19 protein-coding genes, 1 other RNA gene and 1 pseudogene are annotated in these 26,440 nt (G+C 64.2%); 6 read left to right on the top strand and 15 right to left on the bottom strand.

The genetic code is table 11. From position 1 onward, the window contains the following. Positions 1–58 precede the first annotated feature (58 nt). The 4 genes from KUD94_RS07955 to map form a co-directional block, all read right to left on the bottom strand. Entirely contained in the window at positions 59–739 is a 681-nt protein-coding gene (locus KUD94_RS07955) for a hypothetical protein (RefSeq protein WP_218236446.1), read from the bottom strand. Between the two features lies 1 nt (position 740). Then, entirely contained in the window at positions 741–1,199 is a 459-nt protein-coding gene (locus KUD94_RS14730) for an RcnB family protein (RefSeq protein WP_255568660.1), read from the bottom strand. Positions 1,200–1,333: 134 nt separating this feature from the next. Further along, entirely contained in the window at positions 1,334–3,925 is a 2,592-nt protein-coding gene (locus KUD94_RS07945; RefSeq protein ID WP_218236444.1) for a [protein-PII] uridylyltransferase, read from the bottom strand. A gap of 36 nt (positions 3,926–3,961) precedes the next feature. After that, positions 3,962–4,777, bottom strand: a complete 816-nt coding sequence (map, locus tag KUD94_RS07940) for a type I methionyl aminopeptidase (RefSeq protein WP_218236442.1) — start codon at positions 4,775–4,777, stop codon at positions 3,962–3,964. Between the two features lie 144 nt (positions 4,778–4,921). Between map and purL the strand changes: the two genes are divergently transcribed. Together purL and ssrA are read left to right on the top strand one after the other, a co-directional pair. Then, positions 4,922–9,013, top strand: a complete 4,092-nt coding sequence (gene purL / locus KUD94_RS07935; RefSeq protein WP_218236440.1) for a phosphoribosylformylglycinamidine synthase — start codon at positions 4,922–4,924, stop codon at positions 9,011–9,013. A 46-nt stretch (positions 9,014–9,059) separates the two neighbouring features. Beyond that, positions 9,060–9,437: a transfer-messenger RNA gene (gene ssrA / locus KUD94_RS07930) on the top strand. A gap of 226 nt (positions 9,438–9,663) precedes the next feature. On the opposite strand, the gene KUD94_RS07925 is transcribed toward ssrA, so the two are convergent. The 10 genes from KUD94_RS07925 to KUD94_RS07880 form a co-directional block, all read right to left on the bottom strand. Continuing rightward, entirely contained in the window at positions 9,664–10,338 is a 675-nt protein-coding gene (locus KUD94_RS07925; protein ID WP_218236438.1) for an SOS response-associated peptidase, read from the bottom strand. Positions 10,339–10,392: 54 nt separating this feature from the next. Beyond that, positions 10,393–10,857 (bottom strand): hypothetical protein, encoded by a 465-nt coding sequence (locus tag KUD94_RS07920; protein ID WP_218236436.1) that lies wholly within the window; start codon positions 10,855–10,857, stop codon positions 10,393–10,395. Beyond that, the gene (locus KUD94_RS07915; RefSeq protein ID WP_218236435.1) at positions 10,854–11,225 is read right to left on the bottom strand and encodes a site-specific recombinase resolvase; all 372 of its coding nucleotides are present in this window, start codon (positions 11,223–11,225) and stop codon (positions 10,854–10,856) included. Before KUD94_RS07915 ends, KUD94_RS07920 begins: the two co-directional genes overlap by 4 nt. Beyond that, entirely contained in the window at positions 11,225–12,106 is an 882-nt protein-coding gene (locus KUD94_RS07910) for a recombinase family protein (RefSeq protein ID WP_255568659.1), read from the bottom strand. Before KUD94_RS07910 ends, KUD94_RS07915 begins: the two co-directional genes overlap by 1 nt. Beyond that, on the bottom strand, positions 12,004–12,591 hold the full coding sequence (locus KUD94_RS07905) for a PIN domain-containing protein (protein WP_255568657.1): 588 nt from the start codon (positions 12,589–12,591) through the stop codon (positions 12,004–12,006). The genes KUD94_RS07910 and KUD94_RS07905 overlap by 103 nt, the downstream gene beginning before the upstream one ends. 4 nt (positions 12,592–12,595) lie before the next feature. Further along, entirely contained in the window at positions 12,596–13,057 is a 462-nt protein-coding gene (locus KUD94_RS07900) for a helix-turn-helix domain-containing protein (protein WP_218236433.1), read from the bottom strand. Positions 13,058–13,329: 272 nt separating this feature from the next. After that, the gene (locus KUD94_RS07895) at positions 13,330–14,379 is read right to left on the bottom strand and encodes an IS30 family transposase (RefSeq protein ID WP_218236431.1); all 1,050 of its coding nucleotides are present in this window, start codon (positions 14,377–14,379) and stop codon (positions 13,330–13,332) included. Between the two features lie 84 nt (positions 14,380–14,463). After that, the gene (locus tag KUD94_RS07890) at positions 14,464–15,852 is read right to left on the bottom strand and encodes a DNA-processing protein DprA (RefSeq protein ID WP_218236429.1); all 1,389 of its coding nucleotides are present in this window, start codon (positions 15,850–15,852) and stop codon (positions 14,464–14,466) included. Next, entirely contained in the window at positions 15,849–17,927 is a 2,079-nt protein-coding gene (locus KUD94_RS07885; protein ID WP_218236427.1) for a RecQ family ATP-dependent DNA helicase, read from the bottom strand. The genes KUD94_RS07890 and KUD94_RS07885 overlap by 4 nt, the downstream gene beginning before the upstream one ends. A 1-nt stretch (position 17,928) precedes the next feature. Next, complete coding sequence (locus KUD94_RS07880) at positions 17,929–18,834, bottom strand: YafY family protein (RefSeq protein WP_218236425.1); 906 nt, start codon at positions 18,832–18,834, stop codon at positions 17,929–17,931. Positions 18,835–18,967: 133 nt separating this feature from the next. Between KUD94_RS07880 and KUD94_RS07875 the strand changes: the two genes are divergently transcribed. Genes KUD94_RS07875 through KUD94_RS07860 form a run of 4 tightly spaced genes read left to right on the top strand, consistent with a single transcriptional unit; the run spans position 18,968 to position 25,685 of the window. Beyond that, on the top strand, positions 18,968–20,452 hold the full coding sequence (locus tag KUD94_RS07875; RefSeq protein ID WP_218236423.1) for a DUF3375 domain-containing protein: 1,485 nt from the start codon (positions 18,968–18,970) through the stop codon (positions 20,450–20,452). Next, positions 20,439–21,158, top strand: a complete 720-nt coding sequence (locus tag KUD94_RS07870) for a DUF4194 domain-containing protein (protein ID WP_218236421.1) — start codon at positions 20,439–20,441, stop codon at positions 21,156–21,158. The genes KUD94_RS07875 and KUD94_RS07870 overlap by 14 nt, the downstream gene beginning before the upstream one ends. Continuing rightward, positions 21,155–24,529 carry an ATP-binding protein gene (locus tag KUD94_RS07865; protein WP_218236419.1) on the top strand — a complete coding sequence of 1,125 codons (3,375 nt, stop codon included), beginning with the start codon at positions 21,155–21,157 and terminating at the stop codon, positions 24,527–24,529. The genes KUD94_RS07870 and KUD94_RS07865 overlap by 4 nt, the downstream gene beginning before the upstream one ends. After that, positions 24,516–25,685, top strand: a complete 1,170-nt coding sequence (locus KUD94_RS07860; protein ID WP_218236418.1) for a Wadjet anti-phage system protein JetD domain-containing protein — start codon at positions 24,516–24,518, stop codon at positions 25,683–25,685. The genes KUD94_RS07865 and KUD94_RS07860 overlap by 14 nt, the downstream gene beginning before the upstream one ends. A 312-nt stretch (positions 25,686–25,997) precedes the next feature. Here the strand turns inward: KUD94_RS07860 and KUD94_RS07855 are convergent. Continuing rightward, positions 25,998–26,423 (bottom strand): annotated as a pseudogene (locus KUD94_RS07855) (IS481 family transposase); the annotation flags it as partial. Positions 26,424–26,440: the final 17 nt, after the last annotated feature.

Genomic DNA, 26,440 nt, shown 5'->3' with positions numbered 1-26,440 from the left:
GCATGCGCCCCGCCGCAGCGCGATCCGGGCCGCGCCTGCCCTGTCGGGTTTGTGCCCCTCAGTGCCCGGCCTGCAAGATGGCCCGGGCGAGCCCGATGGCTTGCTGCTTGCGCTCGGCGCTCGTGTCCTGCAGCCACTGCTTGTGCCTTGCCAGATTCCCGGGCTCGGGCGTGCCGGCGCCGTAGTAGGCGCTGATGCGGTAGATGTGCTTGCCCTGGCGCACCACCAGCGTGCCCTCGTGGGCAGCGTCGTAGCGTGCCTGCTCACCCACGCCGCCCACGTCCTCGAAGACGATGGGCTCGCGGGTCGCGGCGCCGACCAGTGCCTTGCCGGCGGCCTGGGTCGAACTGCTCTGCCCCGATTTTTCCATGCGCTGGCGCAGCAGCTCGGCTGCGCGGGCCATGTCTTCTGCGCTCATGGAGCGGGTGGAGCGTTCAAAGCGCTCGCTCGCCCGCTTGAGCGTCTTTTCTTCCTGCATGCGCACCTTGGCCACGAGCCGCTGGCGCCCGCCCTCCCAATTGAAGCTGCAGCTCACGCCGCCGAGCTTGACGTTGGTGTGTTCGAGCGCCGCGCCGGCCGGCAGGGCAAAGGCCTTGGCGACGACCGAATCCGCGACGAAGGGGCAGGGGCCTTTGGTGAATTGCGCTTCGGACGCCGCGCCGGCCAGCGAAGCCAGACCGAGCAGCAGGGCGGCGCTGGCTGCGCTGCGGGCGCGGCGGGTGAAGTGGGACAGCTTCACATCAGCGGCTCAGGATGACCTGGGCGATCACGCCGGTAGCGATGGCCACCAGCATGTAATCGGCACCGTATTGCACCCAGTGGTAGCCGCGCGGCGGACGGCTCAGCCGGTGCGCGTGCCAGTTGTCCACCACGTAATGGCGCGAGCGGTACTGCGGCGGCAGATGCTCGCCCCGGCGCCAGCGGCGATGGGCGTCGCCATGGCGCACGACCGGCCCGCGCGGCGGCGGGTGAGCGGGCCGGTGCGAGGGCCGATGCGACGGGCGATGCGCGGGCCGCGGCGGCGCCGGCCTGTCGTGCCCCGGCCGGCCGCGGCCATGGCCCTGGCGCTCGTGGCGCGGCTGCGCCTCGGCCTTGCCTGCGGCCAGCGCAATGGCCGCCATGACGCAGCCGGTGAGCAGGGCGCGCCGCGCCATGGCCTTGTCCGGCTTGAGGGATGCGGTGAAATTTCTGGCGGGCATGCGCGGCCTCCTCCTGTGCGGGTAGTGCGGACAGGGTCACCCTAGCCCAGACGCGGCGCAAGAGACAAGGATATCGGCACACGGCGCAGGGTTATTGCGCCGGCGGGCGCTGCAGCGCGCGGGGTGCCAGGCACTCAATGCTGGGCCAGCACGCGCAGCAGTTCCTGCTCGATGCGCAGTTGCCGCTCGCCGCTTTGCAGCGCCTCGCCGCTGAGCACGAAGCTGTCTTCCACGCGCTCGCCCAGGGTGCCGACCTTGGCCAGTTGCACGCTCAGACCATGGCGCGCCAGCACTTGCGCGACAAGATAGAGCAGGCCGGCGCGGTCGGTGGCCGACAAGCTCAGGATCCAGCGCTCGCCGCGCTCGTCCGGGCGCAGGCTCACGCGCGGCGCAATCGGAAAGCTGCGCGCGCGCCGCGACAGGCGCATCGGGCGCGGCCGGGGCAGCGCCGCAGTGAGGTCGATCGCGAGCGGCAGCTCGTTTTCCACCAGCGTGATGAGCTCGCGCACAGCGCTCGCCGCATGGCGCGGCATCACCTGGAAGGTGTCGAGCGCGTGGCCGTCCAGCGTGGTGTGTATGCGCGCGGCCAGCACGGAAAAATCGGCGCGGTCGAAGTAGCCGCAGATGCGCAGGAAGAGCTCGCTCTGGTCGGGCGTATAGACCAGCACCTGCAGGCCTTCGCCGGCCAGCGACTTGCGCGCGCGCACCACCGGCGCGCGCGCGCCCACCAGCTGCCAGAGCTGGCGCGTGTGCCAGGCAATGTCGCCCGCGTCGTGGCGCAGGAAATAGCCCACGTCCAGCGTTTGCCAGAGCCTCTCGTGCGCGTGCGCCGGCAGTGCGTGCAGCGCCAGCACCACGCGCGCATCGCGCTTGCGCTCTTCGATCTCGGTGGCCGCGTCGGGCGTGCGCCCGCCCAGCATCGCGAGCGTCGCGTGGTAGAGGTCTTCAAGCAGCTTGCCCTTCCAGGCGCTCCACACGCGCGGGCCGGTGCCGCGGATGTCGGCCACGGTCAGCAGATACAGCGCGGCAAGGCGCCGCGCGCTGCCCACGCGGCGCGCAAAACGGGCGATGACGGCCGGGTCGCTCAAGTCCTGCTTCTGCGCCACCTGGCTCATCAAGAGGTGGTCGGCCACGAGGAATTCGACCAGCGCCGCGTCCTCGGCCGTGATGCCGTGGGCGGCGTAGTGCCGGCAAAAGCGCGCCACCTCACGCGCGCCGATCTGCGAATGGCTGCCGCCGCGCCCCTTGCCGATGTCGTGAAACAGCGCGGCGATGGTGAGCAGCCAGGGCTTGTCCCAGCCGGTGGCCAGTTGCGAGCACTGCGGATATTCGTGCGCATGCTCGGGCATGAAGAAACGCCGCAGATTGCGCACCACCGTGAGGATGTGCTGATCGACCGTGTAGGCATGAAACAAGTCGTGCTGCATCCGCCCGACGATGCGCCGAAACGGCGCGAGCAGGCGCCCGAGCACCGAGGTCTGGTTCATCAGGCGCAGCGCGTGCGTCACGCCCGAGCCCTGGCGCAGTATCTGCATGAAGCAGGCGCGGTTGGCCTGGTCCTCGCGAAACGCACGCCCCATCAGCGGGCGCGCGTTGTACAGCGCGCGCAGCGTCTGCACCGACAGCCCGGTGATGCCCGGCGTGCTCTGGTAGCGCAAGAAGGTGCGCACGATGGCCTGGGGCCGGCGCTGGTACAGGTCGGGCCGGGCGATCTCCAGCAGGCTGCCTTTTTGCAGGAACTCGGCGTCGATCAGGATCAAGGGCTCGGCCGTGGGTTGCACCCGCTCCTCGATCTCCAGCAGCAGGATCTGGCTGAGCTGCGAGACCGCCTTGGCTGCCCAGTAGTAACGGCGCATGAGCTGCTCGCTCGCGCGCAAGAGCCGCCCGCCGCTGCCCTGGGTGTCGACGAGGCCGAAGGCCTGCGCCACCGCCGCCTGCAGGTCGAAGACGAGGCGGTCTTCATGGCGCCCGGCCACCACGTGCAGACGCGCGCGGATCAGCCAGAGCACGGCCTCGTTGCGCTGCAGCTGGCGCAGCTCGTAGGCGGTGGCAAGACCGCGCGCGGCAAGCTCGCGCCAGCTCGTGCCCAGGTGCGCGGCGCGCGCGAGCCACAGCACCAGGTGCAGGTCGCGCAGGCCGCCGGGCGATTCCTTGCAATCGGGTTCGAGCGCGTAGGGCGTGTGCTCGTGGCGCGTGTGGCGCTGGTGCAGCTCCAGCAGCTTGGCCTGCATGAAGGCGCGCACGTCGAGCTGCCTGGCATGCGCCTCTTGCAGTTCGGCAAAGAGCCGCGTGCTGCCCGCCAGCCGCCGCGCTTCCAGCAGCGCGGTTTGCAGCGTGAGGTCGGCCCCGCAGGCCTGCAGGCATTCGGGCAGGGTACGCACGCTGGAGCTGATTCTCAGGCCCGCGTCCCAGCAGCAGGCGATGAAGCGCTCGATCGCCGCCATGGCCGCGCCCGGGCCCACCAGCACCAGCACGTCCACGTCGGAATGGGGAAAGAGCTGGCGCCGCCCGTAGCCGCCGGTGGCCAGGAGCGTGGCCTGCCCGCCTATGCCCGCACGCCGCCAGAGTGCGCGCAGCAGCGCGTCGCTGGCCTGCGAGAGCGCGCGCAGGATGCGCCGCACGCCTTGCGGGCGCAGGCTGGGCTGCATCAGCGCCGCCAGCAGCGCGGCGCGGCGCTGGCGGTGTTCGGCCTGCAATGCGGTCAGCTCGGCGCCGGTGCAAGCCATGGGGGCGGCCTCGCGGGGGAAGGAACGCGGGCGCTGTCAGGTCGCCGTGGCGGTGACGAAGTCGGGCAGCGGCGGGTAGCCGGCCGAGAGCGTGAGCACGTCAAAACCGGTCTCGGTCACCAGGATGGTGTGCTCCCACTGCGCCGAGAGGCTGTGGTCCTTGGTGATGATGGTCCAGCCGTCCTTGCCCAGCTCCTTGATGTCGCGCTTGCCCAGGTTGAGCATGGGCTCGATCGTGAAGGTCATGCCGGGCTGCAACCGCACGCCGGTGCCCGGGCGCCCGTAGTGCAGCACCTGGGGCTCGTCGTGGAATTTGCGGCCTATGCCGTGGCCGCAGAATTCGCGCACGACCGACAGGCCGTGTCCTTCGGCAAAGGTCTGTATGGCGTGGCCGATGTCGCCCAGGTGCGCGTCGGGGCGCACCTGCTGGATGCCCAGCCACATCGATTCGTAGGTCAGCTTGACCAGGCGCCTGGCGGCGATCGAGCATTCGCCCACGAGGAAGGTGCGGCTGGTGTCGCCATACCAGCCGTCCTTGGTGATCACCGTCACGTCCACGTTGACGATGTCGCCCTTCTTGAGCGCCTTGTCGTTGGGGATGCCGTGGCAGACCACGTGGTTGACCGAGGTGCACAAATGGCCCGGGTAGGGCGGGTAGCCGGGCGGCTGATAGCCAATGGTGGCGGAGACCGTGCCCTGCTGCTTCATGCACTCGGCGCCAAGCCGGTCGATCTCTATGGTGGGCAGGCCCGGCACGATGTGCGGGGTGAGGTAGTCGAGTACTTCGGACGCCAGACGACAGGCTTCGCGCATGCCCGCAATACCGGCCGCATCCTTGATTTCTATGGTCATTGCGAAATTATCCCATTCGCAACAGGTGCATGCCGCTTTACTAAAATTGCCCTTTCGCCAACCCTCCCTCGCGTCCGGCTTGCCGCTGCCCCAGTCAGCGGCCGTGGCAAGCCACAGCCGCGGCTTGCGTTTTCAGGCCCCTACGTGTCCTTGCACCTCACCCTGTTTGCCGGCGGCAACGCCATCGGATCGTTTCGCGCGCAGCAGTTGCTCGCCAGCCTGCAGTCCGTGCACCCCAGGGTGGCCGGAGTGCAGGCGCGCCATCTGCATCTGGTGGCCACGGCCGCGCCGCTGGACGCGGCCACGCACGAGCGCCTGGCCGCGCTGCTCACCTATGGCGAGCCCTTCACCGGCGAGGACGTGGGCGCGGGCGAAACCGTGATCGTCACCCCGCGCCTGGGCACGATCTCGCCCTGGGCCTCCAAGGCGAGCGACATCGCGCGCAACTGCGGCCTGCAGGTAGAGCGCATCGAGCGCGTGACCGAATACCGCCTGGCCCTCAAGAGCGGGCTGCTGGGTGGCAAGAGCGCGCTCACGGGCGAGCAGCGCGCGCAGATCGCCGCGCTCTTGCACGACCGCATGACCGAATCGGTGGTTGCCACGCGGGGCGAGGCTGAACGCCTTTTCACCGAATTGCAGGCCGAGCCGATGGCGCGCGTGGACGTGCTCGCCCAGGGCCGCGCGGCGCTGGCCGCGGCCAACACGGCCTGGGGCCTGGCGCTGGCAGACGACGAGATCGACTACCTCGTCGCCGCCTTCACGCAGCTGGCGCGCAACCCCACGGACGTGGAGCTGATGATGTTCGCCCAGGCCAACAGCGAGCACTGCCGCCACAAGATTTTCAACGCCCAATTCACCATCGACGGCGAGAAGCAGGAGCACACGCTGTTCGGCATGATCCGCCACACCGAGACCGCATCGCCCCGGCACACCGTCGTTGCCTATGCCGACAACGCCTCGGTGATGCAGGGCAATGTGGTGCAAGAGTTTGCAGCCAAATCGGCCTCTGACGCAGGCAGGGCGGGCGCGAGCAGCTATCAAAAACATGAGTCGCTGCGCCACGTGCTGATGAAGGTGGAAACGCACAACCATCCGACGGCGATCTCGCCCTTTCCCGGTGCATCGACCGGCGCGGGCGGCGAAATTCGCGACGAAGGCGCGACCGGCCGCGGCTCGCGCCCCAAGGCGGGCCTGACGGGTTTCACCGTCTCCAGACTCTGGGGCAGCAAGCTGGGCAAGCCGGGGCACATTGCCAGCCCCTTGCAGATCATGACTGAGGGGCCGCTGGGCGGCGCGGCCTTCAACAACGAGTTCGGCCGGCCCAATCTCGCGGGCTACTTTCGCGAATACGAGATGGCGGTGGACGGCGTGCAGCGCGGCTACCACAAGCCCATCATGATCGCCGGGGGCCTGGGCAGCATCGATGCGCGCCTGACGAAAAAAATCGCCTTCCCTGCGGGCACGCTGCTGGTGCAATTGGGCGGGCCCGGCATGCGCATCGGCATGGGCGGCGGCGCGGCCAGCTCGATGGCCAGCGGCGCCAATGCGGCCGAGCTGGATTTTGATTCGGTGCAACGCGGCAACCCCGAGATCGAGCGGCGCGCGCAAGAGGTCATCAACCAGTGCGCGGCGCTGGGCGAGGCCAATCCCATCCTGGCGATCCACGACGTGGGCGCGGGGGGCCTGTCCAACGCCTTCCCCGAGCTGGTCAACGACGCCGGTCGCGGCGCGCGCTTTGACCTGCGCGCCGTGCCGCTGGAAGAAAGCGGCCTCTCGCCCAGGGAAATCTGGAGCAACGAAAGCCAGGAGCGCTACGTGCTGGCGCTGGCGCCCGAGTCGCTCGCGCAGTTTCAGGCCTTGTGCGAACGCGAGCGCTGCCCGTTTGCCGTCGTCGGCGTCGCGACCGAAGCGCGCCAGCTCGTCGTCGGCGAGCTGGATCTGCCCCTTCCCGCTTTGGGGGAAGGCCGGGATGGGGGCCTGGGCGCTGCCCCGAATCTGCCCCCACCCCAACCCTCCCCTGGCGGGGGAGGGAGGGATATAGCCGTGGACATGCCGATGGACGTGCTGCTGGGCAAGCCGCCCAAAATGCTGCGCGACGTCACGCGCGTAGCGCGCCAGGGTACTGAGTTGCCACTGGACGATCTGCCGCTGGAAAAGGCCGTGATCGAGGTGCTGGCCCACCCCACGGTCGCCAGCAAGCGCTTTCTCGTCACCATTGGCGACCGCAGCGTTGGCGGCCTCACGCACCGCGACCAGATGGTCGGCCCCTGGCAACTTCCCGTCGCCGACGTTGCCGTCACGCTGGCCGACTACAGCGGCTTTGCCGGCGAGGCCATGGCGATGGGCGAGCGCACGCCGATCGCCAGCCTGAACGCCCCGGCCTCCGGGCGCATGGCGGTGGCCGAAGCCATCACCAACCTGCTGGCGGCGCCCATCGAGCTGGCGCGCGTCAAATTGAGTGCCAACTGGATGGCCGCCTGCGGCGAGCCGGGCGAAGACGCCGCGCTCTACGACACCGTGCGCGCCGTCGGCCTCGAGCTGTGTCCGCAGCTCGGCATCTCGATTCCGGTCGGCAAGGACAGCCTGTCGATGCGCACGCAGTGGAACGATGGCGGCGCGCAGAAAAAGGTCGTCTCGCCGGTGAGCCTGATCGTCACGGCGTTTGCCACGCTGCTCGACGTGCGCGGTACGCTCACGCCGCAACTCGACGCGAGCGTGGAGGACAGCTCCATCGTGCTGATCGACTTGGGCCGCGGCAAGATGCGCATGGGCGGCTCCATCTTGGGCGAAGTGCTGGGTGCGAGCGGCACCGAGGTGCCCGACCTGGACGACGCCGAAGACTTGAAGCGCCTGGTCGCAGCCGTCAATGCGCTGCGCCAGCGAGGCCTGATCCTCGCCTACCACGACCGCAGCGATGGCGGCCTGATCGCTGCCGTGGCCGAAATGGCGTTTGCCGGCCAGGTCGGCGTGGCGCTGAACGTGGACATGCTGGTGAGCGAAGGCGACGGCATCCGCGACGGCCGCATGGACAGCTTCGAAGCCAAGGAGTGGAGCAAGCAGATCAGCGGCCGCCGCGAGGTGCTCACGCTGCGCGCGCTGTTCAACGAAGAACTCGGTGCGGTGCTGCAGATCGCCACCTCCGAACGCTCCGCCGTCATGCAGGTGCTGCGCGAGCACGGCCTGATCCAGTGCAGCCACCTCATAGGCAAAACCCGGCCCGAAACCTCGCCCATGAAGGCGGGCAAGGGCGAGTTGCAAGTCTGGCGGGACGCGAAAAAGGTCTTTGGCGCGCCGCTCGTCGACCTGCATCAGGTCTGGGACGCCGTGAGCTGGAAGATCGCCCAGGGCCGCGACAACCCGGCCTGCGCCGACGCCGAGCATGCCGCCGCGGGCGATCCGACCAACCCCGGCCTGCACCAGCACCTGACGTTCGATGCACACGACGACGTCGCCGCGCCCTTCCTGAATCTGGCCAAACCGCGCGTGGCGGTGCTGCGCGAGCAGGGCGTTAATTCGCATGTGGAAATGGCCTATGCCTTCAGCGTGGCCGGGTTTGACGCGGTGGACGTGCACATGAGCGACTTGCAGGCCGGGCGCGTGAGCCTGCAGGACATGAAAGGCATCGTTGCCTGCGGCGGCTTCAGCTATGGCGACACGCTGGGCGCGGGCGTGGGCTGGGCACGCTCCATCACCTTCAATGCGCGCCTGGCCGAGCAATTCCAGCAATTCTTCGGCCGCACGGACACCTTCGCGCTCGGCGTGTGCAACGGCTGCCAGATGTTTGCCGAGCTCTCGGCCATCATCCCCGGCGCCAATGCCTGGCCGCGCTTTACCACCAACCAGAGCCACCGATTCGAGGCGCGCCTGGCCATGGTCGAAGTGCTCGAATCGCCCAGCCTCTTCTTTGCAGGCATGGCGGGCAGCCGACTGCCCATCGTCGTCTCCCACGGCGAGGGCTACGCCAACTTCGGCCAGCAGGGCGACCCGGCCCGCGTGGTGCGCGCGCTGCGCTTCGTGGACAACCACGGCCAGGCAAGCGTCGCCTACCCCGCCAACCCCAACGGCAGCCCCGAGGGCCTCACGGCTGTCACCACCGCCGACGGGCGCTTCACCGCCATGATGCCCCACCCCGAGCGGGTGTTTCGCAACATCCAGATGAGCTGGACGCCGGGCGACCCGGCCGCCTTCAGCCCCTGGATGCGCTTGTGGCGCAACGCCCGGCGCTGGGTAGGCTGAGTGCGGCACTTGAAATCGCCCGGAGCAGCCTAAAATAGGCGGCTCTGGGGCTGTACCGGTTTCGACGTGGGTTCGGAAGCGGCGCGGTGCATGTCGAGCTTGAGTGACGCTCGTAAATCTCCATTCACAAAAGTAACTGCAAACGACGAACGTTTCGCACTCGCCGCCTAAAACCGGTGAGCCTTGCAACAGCACGCTGACGGGCTGGGCAAGGGGGTAGCAATACCTCCAGGCTGCAAGGGAATTCACGTCAGCTGGCCTTGCATCGGGCATCTTGATGCAAGGCGAGATCCAAGGATGCTGGCCTTGCACGCAGCGTGCGTCTGCGCGGCATGCAAGGTGAGACACAAAACAGCACGCTAAACATGTAGATCTGCCCGAAGAAGGCTTGCGGACGCGGGTTCAATTCCCGCCAGCTCCACCATTTACCCAAGGCCAACCTTTCTCGGTTGGCCTTTTTCTTGTCCGTTCCCCGCGTGTTTGCAGGGTTTACGGGCATCGCACTTCGGACACGGGCACGGCCCAGACGCGCCGCAAGCCTCTCCGGTGTCTCTCTCTTCTCCGTTTCTCTCTCGCGTCCGTGGAGTACTCCAAGGCCGACTTCGTTGCGCGACAAGGGTTGGGAGACGGTCGGTTGTGGTTGGAGACTGCTACAGCAGAGAGGACTGCGACGCCGCCGAGACGGGATCAGCAGCGAACCTTTCTACCGGTGCGAGCCGGAGCAGGCGGTTGGCCTCGTCCACCGTGCCGTGCAGCCACTGCTCCACGTCATCTAACTCGATGGGGATCACCGAGCGCTTGTCCTGCGCGTCCGGTGGCAGATCGGGTTCGGGCTTGTGCATCCTGCGCATCAGCGGGTGCTCGTCGGCGTTGAGGGTGAGCATCGTGTAGCTCTCGACCAGCTCGCCGGTCGCTGTGTCCACCCAGGTGTTCCACAGCCCCGCCAGACCCCAGGGCGCGCCGTCGGCACGGCGGAACCGCCACCAGACGTTCCTGCCCGTCTCCCAATTCGGTTCATCGAACGACACGGCGGGGATGATGCAACGCTGCCCACGCTTCCACGGATCACGGAAGGTCGGCTTGGCCGCCAGTTCCTCTGCGCGCGCGTTGTTCGTCGAGTAGGTCAGGTGCGCCGTCTTGGCGAAGAACGGGATCAACCCCCACTGGCCGACGACCAGTTCCGGGCCGCAGTTTGTCGCACGGAGGAACGGGCCTTGCGCTCTGGGATAGATTTCCGGTGCCCACCAGCGCTGAGGGTTGCGTCCGCCAATGTGCCAGAAGCGTTCGATGGTGGCCTGGTCGGGTGAGACATAGCGGTTGCACATGGTGCGTATTCTCCGGGTCGTGCCGCCTCACGATTCGGTGGCGGTGGGGCCAGCCTACCCGAACAGTCGCCGCTGATCGTGCCAGTCATAGGGCCACGGGCGGCCGAGCACCTTCTCGACGGTGAGGCCAGGTTGGTTGACCAGCTTCTCGACGACGCCGGGAGCCAGCAGCGTCAGGCGCATCAGCCGATGTACCTGCGAGCTGTCGATGCCTTCGGCCTTGGCGATCTCGGCGACCGACGCCGCGCGCTGCTCATCCAGCAAGCGTTGCCAGTGATGTGCCAGCCCCAGGGCGCGCATCATCGGCGTGTCCCGCACAGAGGCGCGCGCTTGCCGTTCCGCTTCGGCCTGCTCCGTGAATGCCTGTGGCGCGTCCAGCGGCGTGATCACTTCCTTCTTCACGCCGCGTTGCACCAGCCGCCACGGCACGAAAGTTTCCAGCTTTACGCCGCCCGCGGGCGACGGCAATTGCCGGATGACGGATTCGCCTTCGATGCATCCCCGGTGCTTGCGACTCACACCTGCTCCTCGAAGCCGCGTACGATGCCCCGCTGCGCCTCCCATTCCACCGGTAGCGGGTTGCGCTGGAACCAGATCAGGTTCATCCGGCGAGGCTGCCGCCCGGCCACCAGCAGTTCGAGGATGTCAGGCGCGAGCAGGGTCAGGCGCATCAGCTCGTTGGGCACCGAGGGGTGCAGTCCTTCGGCCCGGGCAATGTCTGACCCACTCTTCATCACGCCGGTGTCCACGAGGTGCTGCCAGTAGAAACCGCGTGCCACCCCCTCGAGCAGCGTCACATCGTGGACGTGGCGGTCATCGGCGGCCACCCGCCGCGCGCCCCGGCGGCGAAACGTCAGGGGCACGAAGGTTTCCAGTGTCTCGTCCATCAGGCTTCGACCTCCACCAGTTCCGCGCCGATGCCCCTTGGGGCGAACTCACCGATCAGGGCGTCCCAGCCCAGTTCCCGCCACTTCACCTTGATGCCCTGCACCTCGCCGACGTGGACGAGGTCGATGCGCTCGATCATCAGGTTGGCGATGCGGTGACGCTCCACCGGGAACAACTGATCCCACACGTCGTTGATTCGTCCCATCGCCATTACCGTGGTGGCCTCGTCGATCTGGGCCCCATTGCGCTGGATGTGGCGCACCACCGATGCGATGGATTCCGGGCTGGTCAGCACCGTGCGGATCTGGGCCACCACCGCTGCCTCGATCTCCGGCGCAGGTAAGCGCTCGTAGCTCTTGCCTGGTGCCCCGAACCGGCTTTCCGACTTGGACACGTAGTAGTGGTACTTGCGCCCGTTCTTGCGCGAGTAGGTCGGGTACATCCGTTCGCCCGAGGGCGCGTACAGCAGGCCGCGCAGCAACGCGTCGGTGCGCGACCTGATCTTGGTCTCGACCGACCGAGTGTGGCCATCCTTGGCCAGCACCTCGTGAACCCGGCCCCACAGCCCGGGATCGATGATGGCTTGATGCACGCCCGGGTACCAACTGCCCTTGTGCGACAACTCCCCGAGGTAGATGCGGTTGCGCAGCAGCTTGTGCAGATACTTCTTGTCGATGCGCGTGCCCGCCCGCGTCTGGCCGTCCTGCGTCGTCCACGCCTTGGTCGTGATGCCATCCAGCGTCAGGTTGGCGGCGATCTGGGTGGGCGAGCCGATGGTCAGCATCTCCTCGAAGATGCGCCGCACCACCGCAGCCTCGGTTTCGTTGATGACCAGCAGGCGGTTCTCGACGTCGTAGCCCAGGGGTGGTACGCCGCCCATCCACATCCCTTTGCGTTTGCTGGCGGCGATCTTGTCGCGGATGCGCTCGCCGGTGCGGGGTGCAGATCCAGCAGATCAACGATGAAGTCGTCTGGATGCTGCGCGGCGAGGTTGCAGGGCTTGAGCGCGTCGAACGGGAAGTCCTTGAGGTTGAAGGTCACGATCAGGCTGGCCCCGGAGTGGATGGCGGCGGCCACCACGTGGCGGTCATCCGGATCGGGCAGCTTGATTGATGGAATCAAGTACTCGAAGCCGGTGACCAGACTGTCCCGGACATGAGCATTCATCAACTGGCGCGTCCGGTTCAGCTGCTCTTGGGTCAAGTCGGGGCGGCTGGCCAGCACATTGCGCGTCCACTCGTCGTGGAGCATGTCGCTCCAGCGCGCCCGGTACAGATCCGACAGCGCCAGATGCATCAGCAAATCGCGCAGCGGTGCCGGATAGAGCACGCAGGCGTCATAGACGACGGTGAAGTGCGAACTCATCCAGTCAGTACCCCATGCCGAGTTCCTGACCCTGCACAGCCAGTTCATCCAGAGCCTTGCGGCGCTCGGCGTCGATGCGCTTCTTGTAGGCGATGACGTCCTGGTAGCGCACGCGGCGATGGGTGCCGATCTTGTAGAACGGGATGTCGCCCTTCTCCAGCAACTGCACAAGGAACGGACGCGAGACATTGAGGACGTCGGCGGCTTCCTGTGTCGTCAGTTCCGCGTGGATCGGGATGATCGATACCGCGTTGCCCTGGCCGATCTCGGTCAGCACCTCCAGCAGCAAGCGCAAGGCGGACGTCGGGATGCGCACGGCGCGTACCGTGCCCTTCTCGTCATGGAAGTCGATTTGCTGGGTTTCGGCGCGGGTCTGGAGCACGGTCGATAGCGCGCGGCCCGACTCCCGGGCGAGCGCGATGTCCTCTTCGGAGGGCAGAGTTTTGGGGATGGCGGGAGCGTTCATGGAGGTCTCCTCGACGAGTCAAAGTGCGAACTGAGGCCATTATAAACGAAATAAACGAAATCGCAATAACCGAAACAGCGGGCGCCGCGCCATACAAATCAATAGCTTAGAGCAACTTCGCAGCCGATACGGGGGTCGGCGGCTGCCCACGAGCACCCAAAACGTGCTCGCGCACACCCAAGGCATGGAGCAATTGAATAGGGACTCCCAAACGAAAGGAGTCCTGCGATGCAAAACCATGGGCAGTGTCAAGACCCAAGTGCAACACCGGTTCAATGAATAGAGATTGAGGGTTGATGAATCTTGTCGAGCATGGCTCGATAGACGGCCATGGGCGTATAGAAGCCGTGGACTGCCCTGGGCCTGCTGTTGAGCTGGTCGGCAATCGCATCGAGCTCGTCCTGACTGTAGGCCGACAGATCCGTGCCCTTGGGCAGATACTGGCGAATCAAGCCGTTGATGTTCTCGCAGCTGCCGCGCTGCCAGGGACTGTGCGGATCGCAGAAGTACACCTTCACCCCCGTGGCCTGCGTCAGCTCGCCATGGCGGGCCATCTCCTTGCCCTGGTCGTAGGTGAGAGTCTTGCGCATTGGCTCGGCGATGCTTTGCAGCTTGTCGGTAAAGGCCTGCAGCGCCGATGCGGCAGTGGCATCTTTCATCTTCGCCAGCATCACCAGGCGCGAGCTGCGCTCAACCAGCACCCCGACCGCAGCGCGGTTGCCTGCGCCCTTGATCAAGTCACCTTCCCGGTGACCCGGAAACGCCAGGTCATTGGCCTCAGGCGCGCGCACCTGGATGCTCAGCGCATCAGGCAGCTGCTCTCTGTGATCTGCCCCACGGCTGCGCGGCATGCGCTTGGACTGGGCGCGGCGCAGGCAGGCGATCAACTCGCGGCGCAGCTCACCCTTGGCCATTGCATAGATGCAGTTGTAGATGCTCTCATGAGACATCGTGCGCTCAGCGTCGTTGGGCCACACGCGCTTGAGTGTGCCGGCGATCTGGCGCGGCGACCAGTGCTCAAGCAAGAAGTGCTGAACGATGCCAAACAGAACACTTTGCGGATGCAGCTTGGCGTTTTTGCGCTTCTTGCTGCGCAGCACCCGCGCACGAGAGCCTGCCGTGTGCGCGTCATACGAATGGGGCCCAGCGCTGGCAGCTGCCGTGCCCGGTTGCCAGCTTGCGCAGCGCGACACTTCACGCGAGATGGTCGAGGGGGATCGATGAAGCACGTGGGCGATGCGCCTGCGCGAATGTCCCTCGCTCAGCATCAGCATGATGGTTGCACGCTCTTCAGCTGTCAGGTGTTCGTAGCGTTTGCCCATGGCGGTACCTTACCGGATGGGTGTTGCACTTGATTGTTGACTCTGCCCTCTTCGTTCAATGGGGTTTGAATCATTTCGGCCTGATCATTTGAAAAGGCGGGGCTGCTTGAGGATGTAGCTGGCTGGCTTCTTCTGCTTCTCAATCACTCCTTCCTCGACCAGACGCTGCAACCACGCCTTGGCTTGCGCGTTGGAAACGTCCAGCGCGGCCGCCACTTCGGCGTCTTTCATCGGCGCACTCAACAGTTGCTGAATCGCTGCGCGCACGGCGGCGAAGAGCATTTCGGCCGGGTTCGATTCCGGCTGCGGAGGTTCCTCGGCATCATCTGTCGGTGCCACAGCCTCTGGTCTGACTGGCGGCGACTCTTCCAATGCCGTTGAGGGTGTCTGCGCATCGGAAACAACGCCGGGCGGTGCCAATGGCTCACTGTCTGTCTGGGGCGCTGGCGTGGGGTCGGGTGGCACAGGCGCCGTTGGCTCTTCGTTCGAAAACAGCGCAAAACCAACTTGTGGGGAAGCTGCCGGCGTGGGCATCGCCACCTTGAACACGTCCTCGAACGAATCCACGTCTTGCGGGTTCGGCCATGCAAGTGCGCCTTTCTGTCGCAAACCATCCAATCCGGCGGAAGACTCGCCCGTCGATCGAATGAAGACCGGGACGAACTTGAGTTTGTCGAGCTGCTCGACCGCACCCGTCCAGGTGCCACCTTTGTTGAGGTCGGAGCTGACCACCAGCGAGGTGTCTGCCAAGGCATAAATCAGCTTGTTCCGCCGCATGGCGTTGCCCACATTGAACCCGGCACTCGGGTCGTAGGGTGAAATCAGCACCAGTTGCCCATCGAGCAGCAGGTTGCGGTGCTCGCGGTTCATGGCGGTCTTTTCCAGACTGTCTGCCAGCACGCCACAAACTTTTCCGCCACTCTCGAGCGCGCCACGCATGGCGGCCTGATCGATGCCCCTGGCGCCACCGGAGACAAGCGTTCTGCCTGCCCGAGCGGCGAGCCGACCAATTGCCATGGTGTAGTCGATGAGGGCGTCGTCCACATGGCGCGATCCGACGACGGCAAGCCCGCCGGTTTCAAGCAAAGCCATGTCGCCACAGCCATAGAGCACTGCAGGTGCGTCTTCGCGCAGGCGGGCCTTCAGACGGCGCGGATATTCGGCGTCGGCGCGACTGACGACCCAAATGGCGCGTGCCTGCCAACGCTCGATCACTTGGCTCAGCAGGAATCCGCGCCCCAGCAATTTCTGCAGGCGGCTCTCGTCAATCACCGGTTGGCACGCGCGCAGGATCTCCGCGGCGTCCGGCGAGAGCAGATCGGCGGGCTGACGCTGGATCTCGCGCAAATGACGCGCGAGACGTTTGTATTCACCCGGCGAGAGCAGATCCGATGACGCAGTGCCTCGTCCGGCAATGAGCGGCGCCGTCAGCAGCAGGATCGCCTGGGTGTTGGGTGAGAGGACTGGCGTCATTCGTCGTGCCCCGTCTGTGAAAGGGCCATAGGCCAAACCGCGCCACTACCGCTTTTGCGCAGCAGCCATGCAGCCACCGTCAGGGTCCAGCGCGAGTCGACCATGTCATCGACCAGGAGGACTGGTCCGGGAGGGATGGGCTGACCGTTGAGTGCGAGCGAGCCATCAACGTTGCGCGCCTGTTGTGTACTGTTTGCCATCGTTTTCTGTTCTGGCCTTGCGTCTGTTTTTGCGATGACCCCATGAAACGGCAGACCCAGCGCAGCGGCCAGCCGTTGCGCGAAATTCGGCACCAATTCGGGATGCCGAAGCGAAGGGACGCAGGTCACCCAGATCGGGCTCGGCTGCGGATTCCACTCCTGAATCATCTTCACGCACGCAGCAACGAGGTCATCGGAAAAGTGGCCGTCGTGGTATTTGCCCTGTCGAACCAAGCCGCCCCAACCGGCATCGCCCCAGACGCAGAGGGCTTTGCCGGATTCGGCCTGATGGGCAGGGGCGATGAATCCCTTGACGCCGTACTGGGGCATTCCACCAGCGGGCCATTTTTTCCGGGGCTCGATGGGCAAGCTGGTTCGACGAAGAAATTCGACGGCGGCTTTGACCAGCTCGGTATCCACGGTCGCAGGCAATGGCGGCAAGGCAGGTTCTGTGACCACACTCGGATCGCCGTCGAGCGCGCCGATCAAAAAGCCCATGTGCTCACCAAACGGCAGGCTGACGTAGTCCTGCATCTGCTGGTGCTCGTCGCGCCGAAGCGCGGTGAGGCGTTCCGCACGATCCCAGAACGCTTCACTCAGCGTTGCCGCCGTGAGCTGCCACTTGCTGCCTTGCTTGGCGATGGGCGCCGGCGCTTCGAGGGAAAGCAGTGCAATCGTCTTGTCGACACGTCCTTTGCTCAGATTGACTCGGCTCAGCAGCTCGGGGACAGACAGTCCGTTGGGCTCGTCTTCAAGCGCTCCCAGGACGTCGGCAACTTCTTGTCGGGTCGGGAAAGCACTCCGGATAAACCAGTCAGTGATGTCAGACTCTTCCTGGCCGCTGAGGAGTACGCCATAGGCGGAGTCCAGTGCGCGTCCCGCGCGACCAACCTGCTGGTAGTAGGCGACGACCGATCCCGGCATTTGGTAGTGGATGACAAACGCCAGATCCGGCTTGTCGTAGCCCATTCCTAGAGCTGTTGTGGCAACCAGCGCTTTGACTTGGTTGTTGAGCAGCGCCTGTTCAAGCTGTTCTCGGCGATCGCCGGTTTCACCGGTGTAAGCTTCCACCTTGAAGCCTTGGGTCTTCAGCCATTGCGCCACTTGATTGGCGTCACGAACCGTCAGCGTGTAGATGATGCCGTGGCCCTGCAGCGTGGCCAGTTGCTCTGCCAGCCAGGCAAGGCGCTCGGCCTGGCTGGGCAAGCGTATCGTTTGCAGGGAAAGTGAAGTCCGATTCAAGTCGCCACGCGAGACGTCCAGCTTCGGACCGAGCACGGCAGCAAGGTCCTCCATCACGCGGTTGTTCGCTGTTGCCGTGGTAGCGAGCAATCGCAAGTTTGGCGGCAGCGTTTTTACGATCCGCTCGAGCAAGCGGTAGTGAGGGCGGAAGTCGTGGCCCCAGTCGGAAATGCAATGTGCCTCGTCGATGACCAGCATCGAAATTTGTGCAGCGATGCCGGCCAGAACCTGCGTCCGAAAGCGTTCGTTCGCCAGGCGCTCCGGCGAGATCAAGAGAATGTCGATCTCCCCCTGGGCCAGCTTGCCCTCGACTGCCGTCCAGTCGTCCATGTTGTCGGAGTTGATGGTGGCAGCGCGAACCCCCATCCGCTCTGCTGCTGCGATCTGATTTCGCATCAGCGCCAGCAGCGGTGAGATCAGTAACGCAGGGCCAGCCCCAGCTTCCCGCAGCAACTTGGTCGCGATGAAGTAGACAAAACTCTTGCCCCAGCCGGTCTTCTGCACGACCAGCAAGCGGCCTTTGCCTTCGACCATGTGACGAATGGCGTCTTCTTGGCCGTCGCGGAAAGTGGCATCGGCGCGCCCGGAGCCGATGCGGAGCAGTTCCAATGCGCGTTTTGGGTCGTAGGCCACGTTATTGCTCTCCCTTGTTTTGGTCGGGCGAGCGGTAGCCCGGCGCCAATACAGCGTTCTTGACGCCATACAGCGCCAGGTGATCTTTCAGCCAGAGCCTGAACTCGTAACCGCGCAGACTGTGGTCCGGAGAGCAGTCCACGCTCCAGTGCCGCAAGATGTATCCGGCTGTGGCCGCACGCAGCTTCATCCGCAGTGACCCGCGAACCATGCCGTAATCCATCTCTGTAATTTCAGGGCGGGGCTGGTCCGGGTGCGGCACCAGCTCCAGCTCGACGATCCGGGTCCATTGGATGTCCTGATCACTGCGTTCATGGGGCTGCACCTCAGCATCCCTGATAAGGGCCGGGTGCTTGATCCGGGTGATGACGAAATCCCGAAACTCCTGAGACTTCCGATCGAAGGCGCGGACGTGCCAGCGCAGGCCGTTGTCGATCAGCGCGAACGGGACGATCTCCCGCTCGGTGCGGCCACTGGAGACGGAGTGGTACTCGATGCCGAGCGGGCACGCCTGGTGGATCGCCCGAGTCACGCTCGCCAGCACATCCAGATCGGGGTGCGTCAACCGTGAAGGACTCTCGCTGACCACCCAAGCCTTGAGTCGCATCGGCTCGCCGTCACCAAAGCCCTGGGTCAGCCATGACAGCACCCGCTCTGGCGGAAAGTCGAAGACGGGCTGGAAGTCCGGCCCCAGGACGTAGGACTTGCCTCTGGAGTCGTAATCGATATTGCCCGGGGCAAACTCCTTGTATAGGGCCAAATCTCGAGTTGCCGCTGCAGACTGGATGCCAAACCGCGCAACCAAGTCCTGCCGACGGATCTCCCCCATGAAGCGCACGCGCAGCTCGATGAACGCGAGCCGGTCGCGCTGAGGCTGGGTCAGATCTGCAATTTGGTCTTTGGGCATTCCTGAGTGCTCTATCGGATTAGCGAATGCTTGTGGGGATTGTTGTGGGAAGTATATAAGCTGCTTTAAATTGTGGTGTTGCAATAGTTTTGATTCTTGTATGCGTTGTATTATGATTACTTCATGATGAACAATGCCAGCACTTTGGAGCATGGGAGTGAAAGCGGACAAAGCCATCGCGACCTACCGGCGCATCCGGGCGCAGCCGCTGTGGCGTCTGCTTGCCTCGACGACCGGGCCTACCGTCATTGGCCTGCTTCAATCTCATCTGCATGAGGGCGAGCGAAGTCTCCCTGCCTCCATTTTTCACGAACGCATCGCAAGGGATCTGGAAGAGCTGCGCGCCCGAGGCGAAGATTTTCCCCAAACGGCACAGGCGTATGTCGCCAGTTGGCTTGCCGATGGGTTCCTCGAGCGACGCTTCCCGGCTGGTGCTTCCGAAGAGGAATATGAACTCTCCACGGCGGCCGTCGAAGCCATCCGGTTTGTCTCTGGCCTGGCGCAACCGCACTCGGCAGCGACCGAGAGCCGCCTGACGCTCGTCATTGAGGCCTTGGCCCGACTTGCCGAGGACACCGACACCGACAAGCTCCGCCGCATCGACCGGCTCATGGCCGAGCATGCCCGCATCGACAAGGAGATTGACGCCATCCAGAAGGGGCAGATGCGCGTGCTGTCCCATGCAACGGCGCTCGAGCGCACGCGGGAGATCATCACGCTGGCCGACGGTCTGGCCGGTGATTTCCGCCGTGTCCGCGATCAGTTCGACCAGCTCAATCGCGATCTGCGTGAACGCATCATGGACAACGATGGCAATCGTGGGGATGTTCTGGATTCGCTGTTCGCCGGAATCGACCTGATTTCAGAGAGCGAGGCCGGCAGAACTTTCTCCGCTTTCTGGCGATTGCTTACGGACCCAGAGCAGGCCGCCACGCTTGATCAGGCACTCGATAGCGTGATGTCGCGGGAGTTCGTGGGGCAGCTCGAAGCCAAGGAGCGACGATTCCTTCTGCGGCTCACGCGCACCCTTCTCGAGCAGGGCGGCATGGTTCACGAGGTGCTCCAGAGCTTCGCGCGCAGCCTGAAGCACTTCGTCCAGAGTCGTGAATACCTGGAGCAACGCCGACTCAATCATCTGCTGAAAGACGCCCAGCGCGCAGCACTCGCCCTGAAGGATGAAGTCAAGGCCACAGAAACCCTCCAGTACACGCTGGAACTCACGAGCAGTAGGTTGCGCTCATTGTCTCAATGGGTGCTGCACGACCCATCCCTGCAAGCATTGCCCGGGCAGATGGCAGAAGGTGACGCGCCGCCCATCGACTTGGAGTCCGTGAGCGAACTGGTCGCACAGTCCGAGATCGACTTCCGAACCCTGAAGGCCAACGTGCTGGCAGTCCTGGAGCAACACTCCCAGGCATCCATTGCCGACGTGCTGGAGCAGTTCCCCGCTGCACAGGGGCTGGGCAGCGTCGTCGGCCTGCTGGCGTTGGGCAGTCGGCATGGGTTCAAAGCCGACCACAGTGAAACCGTAGGCTGGGTTGGAGGCGACGACGAGCGTCGTAGCGCCCGAATTCCAAAGATCTTCTTTTTGAGGGAGCGGGCCAATGAACTGGTCTGAAAATGAGCCCATCAGCGACGAAGCAGCAATGCCAGCCGAAGCACAAGCACCCAATGCTGCTCATGCATTGGCCAACAACTTGTTCCTGGGCGACAGCGGCGAATTGCCGCTGGATACCCGGCGCGCCCTGGTGCAGCTGCTGGCAGGGCCATCGCTCGACTGGCGTCGGCATCCAAAACTCTGGCCGATCTTGGTGCGGGACGAAGCGGTGATCCGTCGGCGTCTTGCCGAGCTGTTTCTCGACCTGGTTATCGACCGAGACGTACAAGTGGCGTTCACGCGTCAGGCAGATACCGGCGAACTTGAGGTCCCTCTCCTGTTGCGTCGTGCCCAGCTGACTTTCATTGACTCCATTTTGCTGCTCCACCTTCGCCAGCGATTGACCCAGGCGGACTCGCAGGGCGGCCGTGTCGTGGTGTCGACAGACGAAATCACGGAGTTTCTCTCCCTCTATGAGCGCGCCGCCAATACCGACCGTGCAGGGTTCGTGAAACGGGTTCACGCCTCCATCGAGAAGATCAAGAAGCACAGCATTCTGCAGAAAATTCGCTCGAGCGAGGATCGCTTCGAGATTTCGCCGACGCTGAAGCTCCTCTTCTCGACAGAGGAAATACAAGCGCTGACGCAGCTGTATCAGCGCATGGCGGCCGGAGAGACAACAGCGCAACTGGTTCAGGCTGAAGCTGATGAGGCTGCCGACCAATGATCCCGGAACCCCAAACCGCCTCCTTGTTCGCCCGCGAGCAGTTCCGGATGACCCGCCTGCAGGTTTACAACTGGGGGACGTTCTCCGGCCTGCACGACGTGCCGATCAGCGAGCGAGGTTTTTTGTTTGTGGGTCGATCCGGCGCAGGAAAGTCGACACTGCTCGATGCATTTTCAGCCTTGCTGACGCCGCCTCGCTGGATCGACTTCAACGCTGCTGCGCGCGAGGCAGACCGCAGTGGCCGAGACCGGAACCTCGTCACCTACATACGTGGCGCGTGGGCTGAACAGAAGAATGGGGAATCGGGAGAGATCGCAACCCGCTACCTGCGCCCAGGGACGACCTGGTCTGCCTTGGCGCTGACTTACCAGAATGCCTTGGGTCAGTCTGTGGTGCTGGTTCAGGTGTTCTGGCTGCGGGGCAATGCGAACGGCAGCGCCGACGTCAAACGCCACTACCTTGTCATGGAGCGGGCCTTCGACCTGCGCGAGCTCGAGGACTTTGGTCAATCCAACTTCGACATCCGCAAGCTCAAGCAGTCCTTCCCTGAGGCATTCGCCCGCGACGAATTTCGCCCCTATTGCGAACGATTCTGCCGTCTGCTCGGCATCGAGAGCGAAATGGCGCTGCGTTTGCTGCACAAAACCCAGTCGGCCAAGAATCTCGGCGACCTCAATACCTTTCTGCGCGACTTCATGCTCGACAAGCCCGAGACCTTCGAGGTGGCGGATCGCTTGGTCAGCGAATTTGGCGAACTCAATGCGGCCCACCAGGCGGTCGTCACGGCCCGCGAGCAAGTTCAAACGCTCGCGCCTGCGCGGGAGCAGCACCTGCGCAGGGACTCGTTGATGCTGCAGCGCAATGGCTTGGATGAGCTTCGGCTGGGCGTTGATGGCTATCGGGAAACCCGACGCATTGAGCTCCTCAAGCAGCACGTGGCATCCCTGGAGGTGCAAGCCAAGGGCTCAGAAGGTGAGGTGGGACGGCGTCAAAGCACGCTGAATAACCACGCCGCAATCTTGCGCGATCTGGAGCTACGGCACCGTGAAGCAGGCGGTGATCAGATCGAGCAATGGGAAGCCGAGAAACTGGGGCTGGATGGCCAACGAACAGATCGCCTGCGCAAACGCGCTCAGGCCGAAGATGCGTGCAAGAAGCTGGGCTGGAGCCTTCCTGATTCGCCTCAAGCCTTTGCGGAATTGTTGGGCAACGCACGGCAGGAAGTCGAAAACTGGGCGCAGCGCAGGGACGCAAGCCGCGAAGAGCAGTTCCGCCTGGCCGGTGAAAAAAGGGACGCCGAGACCGCGTTTTCGCAAGCATCGAAAGAGGTGCGGGCACTCCAGCGCCAGCCGTCGAACATTCCGGCGGACATGCTGGAAATGCGTCGAGACATCGCCGCCGCCATCGGAATCTCGGAGTCGGCACTCCCCTTTGTTGGCGAACTCGTCGAGGTGAGATCTGACGAGGTCGAATGGCAGGGGGCCATTGAGCGCGTACTGCACGGGTTTGCGCTCTCACTCCTGGTAGACGAGCGCCAGTATTCGGCATTGGTCAATCACATCAACACCACCCACCTTGGGCAGCGCTTGGTGTATTACCGGACTGGCCGCTCCGAGATGTGGCAGGCCAGGCCTATCGGTGCAAATTCGCTCGTCCTCAAGCTGAACGTCAAGGAAGGGACGTATGCCGATTGGCTCCAAGCCGAGCTACGGCAACGCTTCGATTACGCATGCGTTGATTCCATTCAGTCGTTCAGGAGTGCTGATCGCGCCATCACCCGCGAGGGGCAGGTCAAGCACAGCAAAACCCGGCACGAGAAAGACGACCGAAGAAGTGTCGGCGACCGGCGAAACTGGGTGCTCGGGTTCGATAACCGGGAGAAGCTCGGGCTCTTTCAGGCTCAGGCTCAGGAGCTGGCGGACACCATTTCGCGCCTCGGCGGGGAGATCGAAAAACTCTCCGACCAAGACAACAATGGTGCAGCCCGAGCGATGCAGTGCCAGACCCTGATGAATCTCCAGTGGCAGGAAATAGATGTGCTCCCATTGCTGGATCGCATCTCCAGCATTGAACGGCAGATCCGTGAAGCGCGCGAGGGGAATACCACCCTGCTGCAGATCAGCGAGCAGATCAGTAAACAAAAGAAGCTCGTCGAGGATGCCGACAAGGAGCTTCGCCAGGCAACGCGTGCGCACGACTCGATTCTTGACCAGATCAGAACCAGCGCCCAGAAACTGGAATCTCTCCTGCAGGACGCGTCTATCGTTCCATTGACGCCCCATCAGGTTTCGGGTCTCGACGGGCGCTTCGCCAAGCAGTCAGATGCAGTGCGGCTCGACAACCTCGACAAGGTGACAACGTCTGTAGAACGCGCACTCAATGCGGAGATCGATGAGGTCAACCGTGGGATTGGCGCCTGCGAGAAGGAAATAGAAGCGCGCTTTGCCGACTTCAAACGGCAATGGCCGATGGACGCGGGCGACATGGACACGAGCCTTGCCAGCGCGCCAGACTTCTTCGCCAAGCTGGTTCGGCTGGAGACGGATGGTCTGCCCGCCTATGAGCAGCGATTCTTCGAGTTGCTGCAAAACCAAAGTCACCAGAATCTGGCGGCGCTTTCCACCTACCTGAACGATGCACGCAAGGCGATCCTGGAGCGGATGGATCTGGTCAACGACAGTCTTGGCCAGGTGCCCTTCAACCAGAGCACTAATCAACGCACCTATCTCCACATCGACTCCAGCGACCGGCAGCTTGTCGACGTCAAGGAATTCAAGCAGGAGATCCAGCAGGCGCTGAGCCATGCATGGACGGAGGATCGCGAGTTTGCCGAGGCGCGTTTCCTGGCCTTGCGGCTACTTGTTGATCGACTTGCAAGTCAGGACCCCGAGCAGAAACGCTGGCGTGAGACTGTGCTCGATGTTCGACAGCATGTTGAGTTCATCGGGCGGGAGGTAGATGAAAGTGGTGTCGAGATCGAGATCTACCGCAGCGGAGCAGGCAAGTCTGGCGGCCAACGGCAGAAGTTGGCCACCACGTGCTTGGCCGCAGCCCTGCGATATCAACTGGGCGGGAATGACCACGGCGTGCCGATGTATGCGCCCGTCGTGCTGGATGAAGCCTTCGACAAGGCGGATAACGAGTTCACCACGTTGGCGATGAACATCTTTACCAATTTCGGATTTCAGATGGTGGTCGCTACGCCACTGAAGTCCGTCATGACCCTTGAGCCATTCATCGGCGGCGCCTGCTTCGTGGATATCAGCGACCGGCGCGTGTCAGGCGTCCTGCTGATCGAGTACGACGGTGATCGTCAGCGGCTGAAGCTGCCAGAACACGCACGAGAGGAGGCTGGCTTTGAAGCTTCCTGACGATGTTCGGCAGTTCCTTTCCCGTCGCTTTCAAAGCAAGCACCGCGAATGGTTGGTCGGTGATGCGGGCGAGGATCAATGGCCGCTGGAAGTTCCGCTCGGCATACCGACGGAACAGGCTGCGCTGAGGCAGGTCGAAGGCGTTCGTGCTTGGGTGGGCGCTTGGCAAGGTTGGCAAGGAGTCGGTTCCGTGTCCTGGTGTGAACGCCGCTGGAAAGCGCTTGGCGTTCAGCGACTACCGGAGAAGCTGGCGTTGGGCGGCCCAGAGGATGTTGCCATGTGGATTGGTGAGTCCACACGATGGGAGCGAGCCCAATCTCGCTACCGGACACTCACCGCTCGCTGGCCGGTACTGGCGCAGCCGTTGCCGAGGTACTTCGATGTCCTGGCAGACTACGGCGATGCCGATTTTCGTCGGCTTGCAGAGATGCTGGATTGGATCGCGAACCATCCACAATCCGGCCTCTACCCCCGCCAGCTACCGGTGTCCGGGCTGGACAGCAAATGGCTCGATGGGCGCAAAGGACTGCTGACGGATCTGGTGGCCGCAATCCAAGAGGACTCCTCCAGCGACCAAGACTTCTTCCAGCGCTGCGGACTGAAGGCACCTCCGCTCCTTGTGCGAATGCGAGTGCTGGATCAGGCATTGCGAGCGAGGGTCGGTGGCGTGGGAGACATCACTGCACCGGTGGAAGACCTGGCGGGTCTCAATTTGCCGGTCACACACGTGTTTATTGTCGAGAACCTTCAAACGGGACTGGCAATGTCCGACATGCCGGGCGCTGTCGTGTTCATGCGCCTTGGCTATAGCGTCGACGTGTTGGCTCGTTTCCCTTGGCTTGTCCGCGCGAAGTGCATCTACTGGGGTGATTTGGACACCCATGGATTTGCCATCCTGCATCGAGCCCGTTCATACATTCCAGAGTTGCAATCCGTGCTCATGGATGAAGACACATTGCTGCAACACAAGACACTGTGGGTGGATGAATCGGAGCAGCATCCGGCGACGGAACTGACACTACTGACGGAGCAAGAGCAGCAGGTCTATCGTGATCTCAAGCAGCAGCGCTGGGGCCAAAACGTGCGTTTGGAGCAAGAGCGGGTCGATTGGGATGTCGCGCGGCGCGCGCTGCAACAGCTTGCCGCCCACAAGTAGCCCCGGGATCACCATGTGCATCCGAACGGAGGCTGCGATCGGTCACCGTCACCGGCTGATCACACGGGCGAACTGCCTCTTATGGGAGGGAAGCAGCACGACTACAGCTCGTAGGCGACCATTTCCACGCAGGGCCGCATCACGTTGGCGACGCGGCAGTGCTGGGCGTAGCGCCACAGGTCGCCCGCCGATGCCTTGCCTGCTCACCACCGCGAGGCTTTCGTGTTCCGATGTCGAATGGTTCGGCTGGCGGTAGAGGCCGCGCCCGACCCTGTCCAGCAGGCGCGAGGCACGCGACCGCTGCGGCGATTACTTGACGTCCACGTACACAAAGCCCGGCTCGAAGCTCGTGAAGGCCTTGTGCGCGGGCTTGGGCGGCTGGGACTTCAGCGCGTTCAAGTTGCCCATGCCGTGGCGGCGCAAGCAGCGATCGAACCCCGAGCGCGAGCCGGCAGGGCACAGGAACTCACGGGTGACGGCCAGCAGGTCATCCAGGGGCAGCAGCAGCGTAGGCGCAGCTCCACGGCAATAGCTTCCCGCTCCGATGTCAAGGGTCGTCTGCAGGCGATGCGCCGTGTGCGAGCGGTCGGTGAAGACATCGCGCTTTTTCCACGTGGAGATGGTCTGCTCTGTGACGTCATAGCGAGCTGCCAGCACGGCTGCGCTCTCAACGCTGGCAGCGATCTCGGCGCGCACCGCGGGCGTGGTGCAGGCGTTCTGGTGCAGACCGATGATCATGGCCGGGTTCTCCTGGG

The sequence above is a fragment of the Comamonas sp. NLF-1-9 genome (assembly GCF_019195435.1).
Lineage (GTDB): Bacteria > Pseudomonadota > Gammaproteobacteria > Burkholderiales > Burkholderiaceae_C > Comamonas_C.
This window is presented reverse-complemented; position numbering and strand designations above follow the sequence as displayed.

Excerpts from the sequence above, each read along its gene's own strand:
- KUD94_RS07870 (WP_218236421.1), top strand. The coding sequence starts at position 20,439 with ATGAACTGGTCTGAAAATGAGCCCATCAGCGACGAAGCAGCAATGCCA.
- KUD94_RS07895 (WP_218236431.1), bottom strand. The coding sequence starts at position 14,379 with ATGGGCAAACGCTACGAACACCTGACAGCTGAAGAGCGTGCAACCATC.
- KUD94_RS07900 (WP_218236433.1), bottom strand. The coding sequence starts at position 13,057 with ATGAACGCTCCCGCCATCCCCAAAACTCTGCCCTCCGAAGAGGACATC.
- KUD94_RS07905 (WP_255568657.1), bottom strand. The coding sequence starts at position 12,591 with ATGAGTTCGCACTTCACCGTCGTCTATGACGCCTGCGTGCTCTATCCG.
- KUD94_RS07875 (WP_218236423.1), top strand. The coding sequence starts at position 18,968 with ATGCCAGCACTTTGGAGCATGGGAGTGAAAGCGGACAAAGCCATCGCG.
- KUD94_RS07945 (WP_218236444.1), bottom strand. The coding sequence starts at position 3,925 with ATGGCTTGCACCGGCGCCGAGCTGACCGCATTGCAGGCCGAACACCGC.
- KUD94_RS14730 (WP_255568660.1), bottom strand. The coding sequence starts at position 1,199 with ATGCCCGCCAGAAATTTCACCGCATCCCTCAAGCCGGACAAGGCCATG.
- KUD94_RS07890 (WP_218236429.1), bottom strand. The coding sequence starts at position 15,852 with ATGACGCCAGTCCTCTCACCCAACACCCAGGCGATCCTGCTGCTGACG.
- KUD94_RS07915 (WP_218236435.1), bottom strand. The coding sequence starts at position 11,225 with ATGGACGAGACACTGGAAACCTTCGTGCCCCTGACGTTTCGCCGCCGG.
- KUD94_RS07880 (WP_218236425.1), bottom strand. The coding sequence starts at position 18,834 with ATGCCCAAAGACCAAATTGCAGATCTGACCCAGCCTCAGCGCGACCGG.
- map (WP_218236442.1), bottom strand. The coding sequence starts at position 4,777 with ATGACCATAGAAATCAAGGATGCGGCCGGTATTGCGGGCATGCGCGAA.
- KUD94_RS07865 (WP_218236419.1), top strand. The coding sequence starts at position 21,155 with ATGATCCCGGAACCCCAAACCGCCTCCTTGTTCGCCCGCGAGCAGTTC.
- KUD94_RS07910 (WP_255568659.1), bottom strand. The coding sequence starts at position 12,106 with ATGGGCGGCGTACCACCCCTGGGCTACGACGTCGAGAACCGCCTGCTG.
- KUD94_RS07925 (WP_218236438.1), bottom strand. The coding sequence starts at position 10,338 with ATGTGCAACCGCTATGTCTCACCCGACCAGGCCACCATCGAACGCTTC.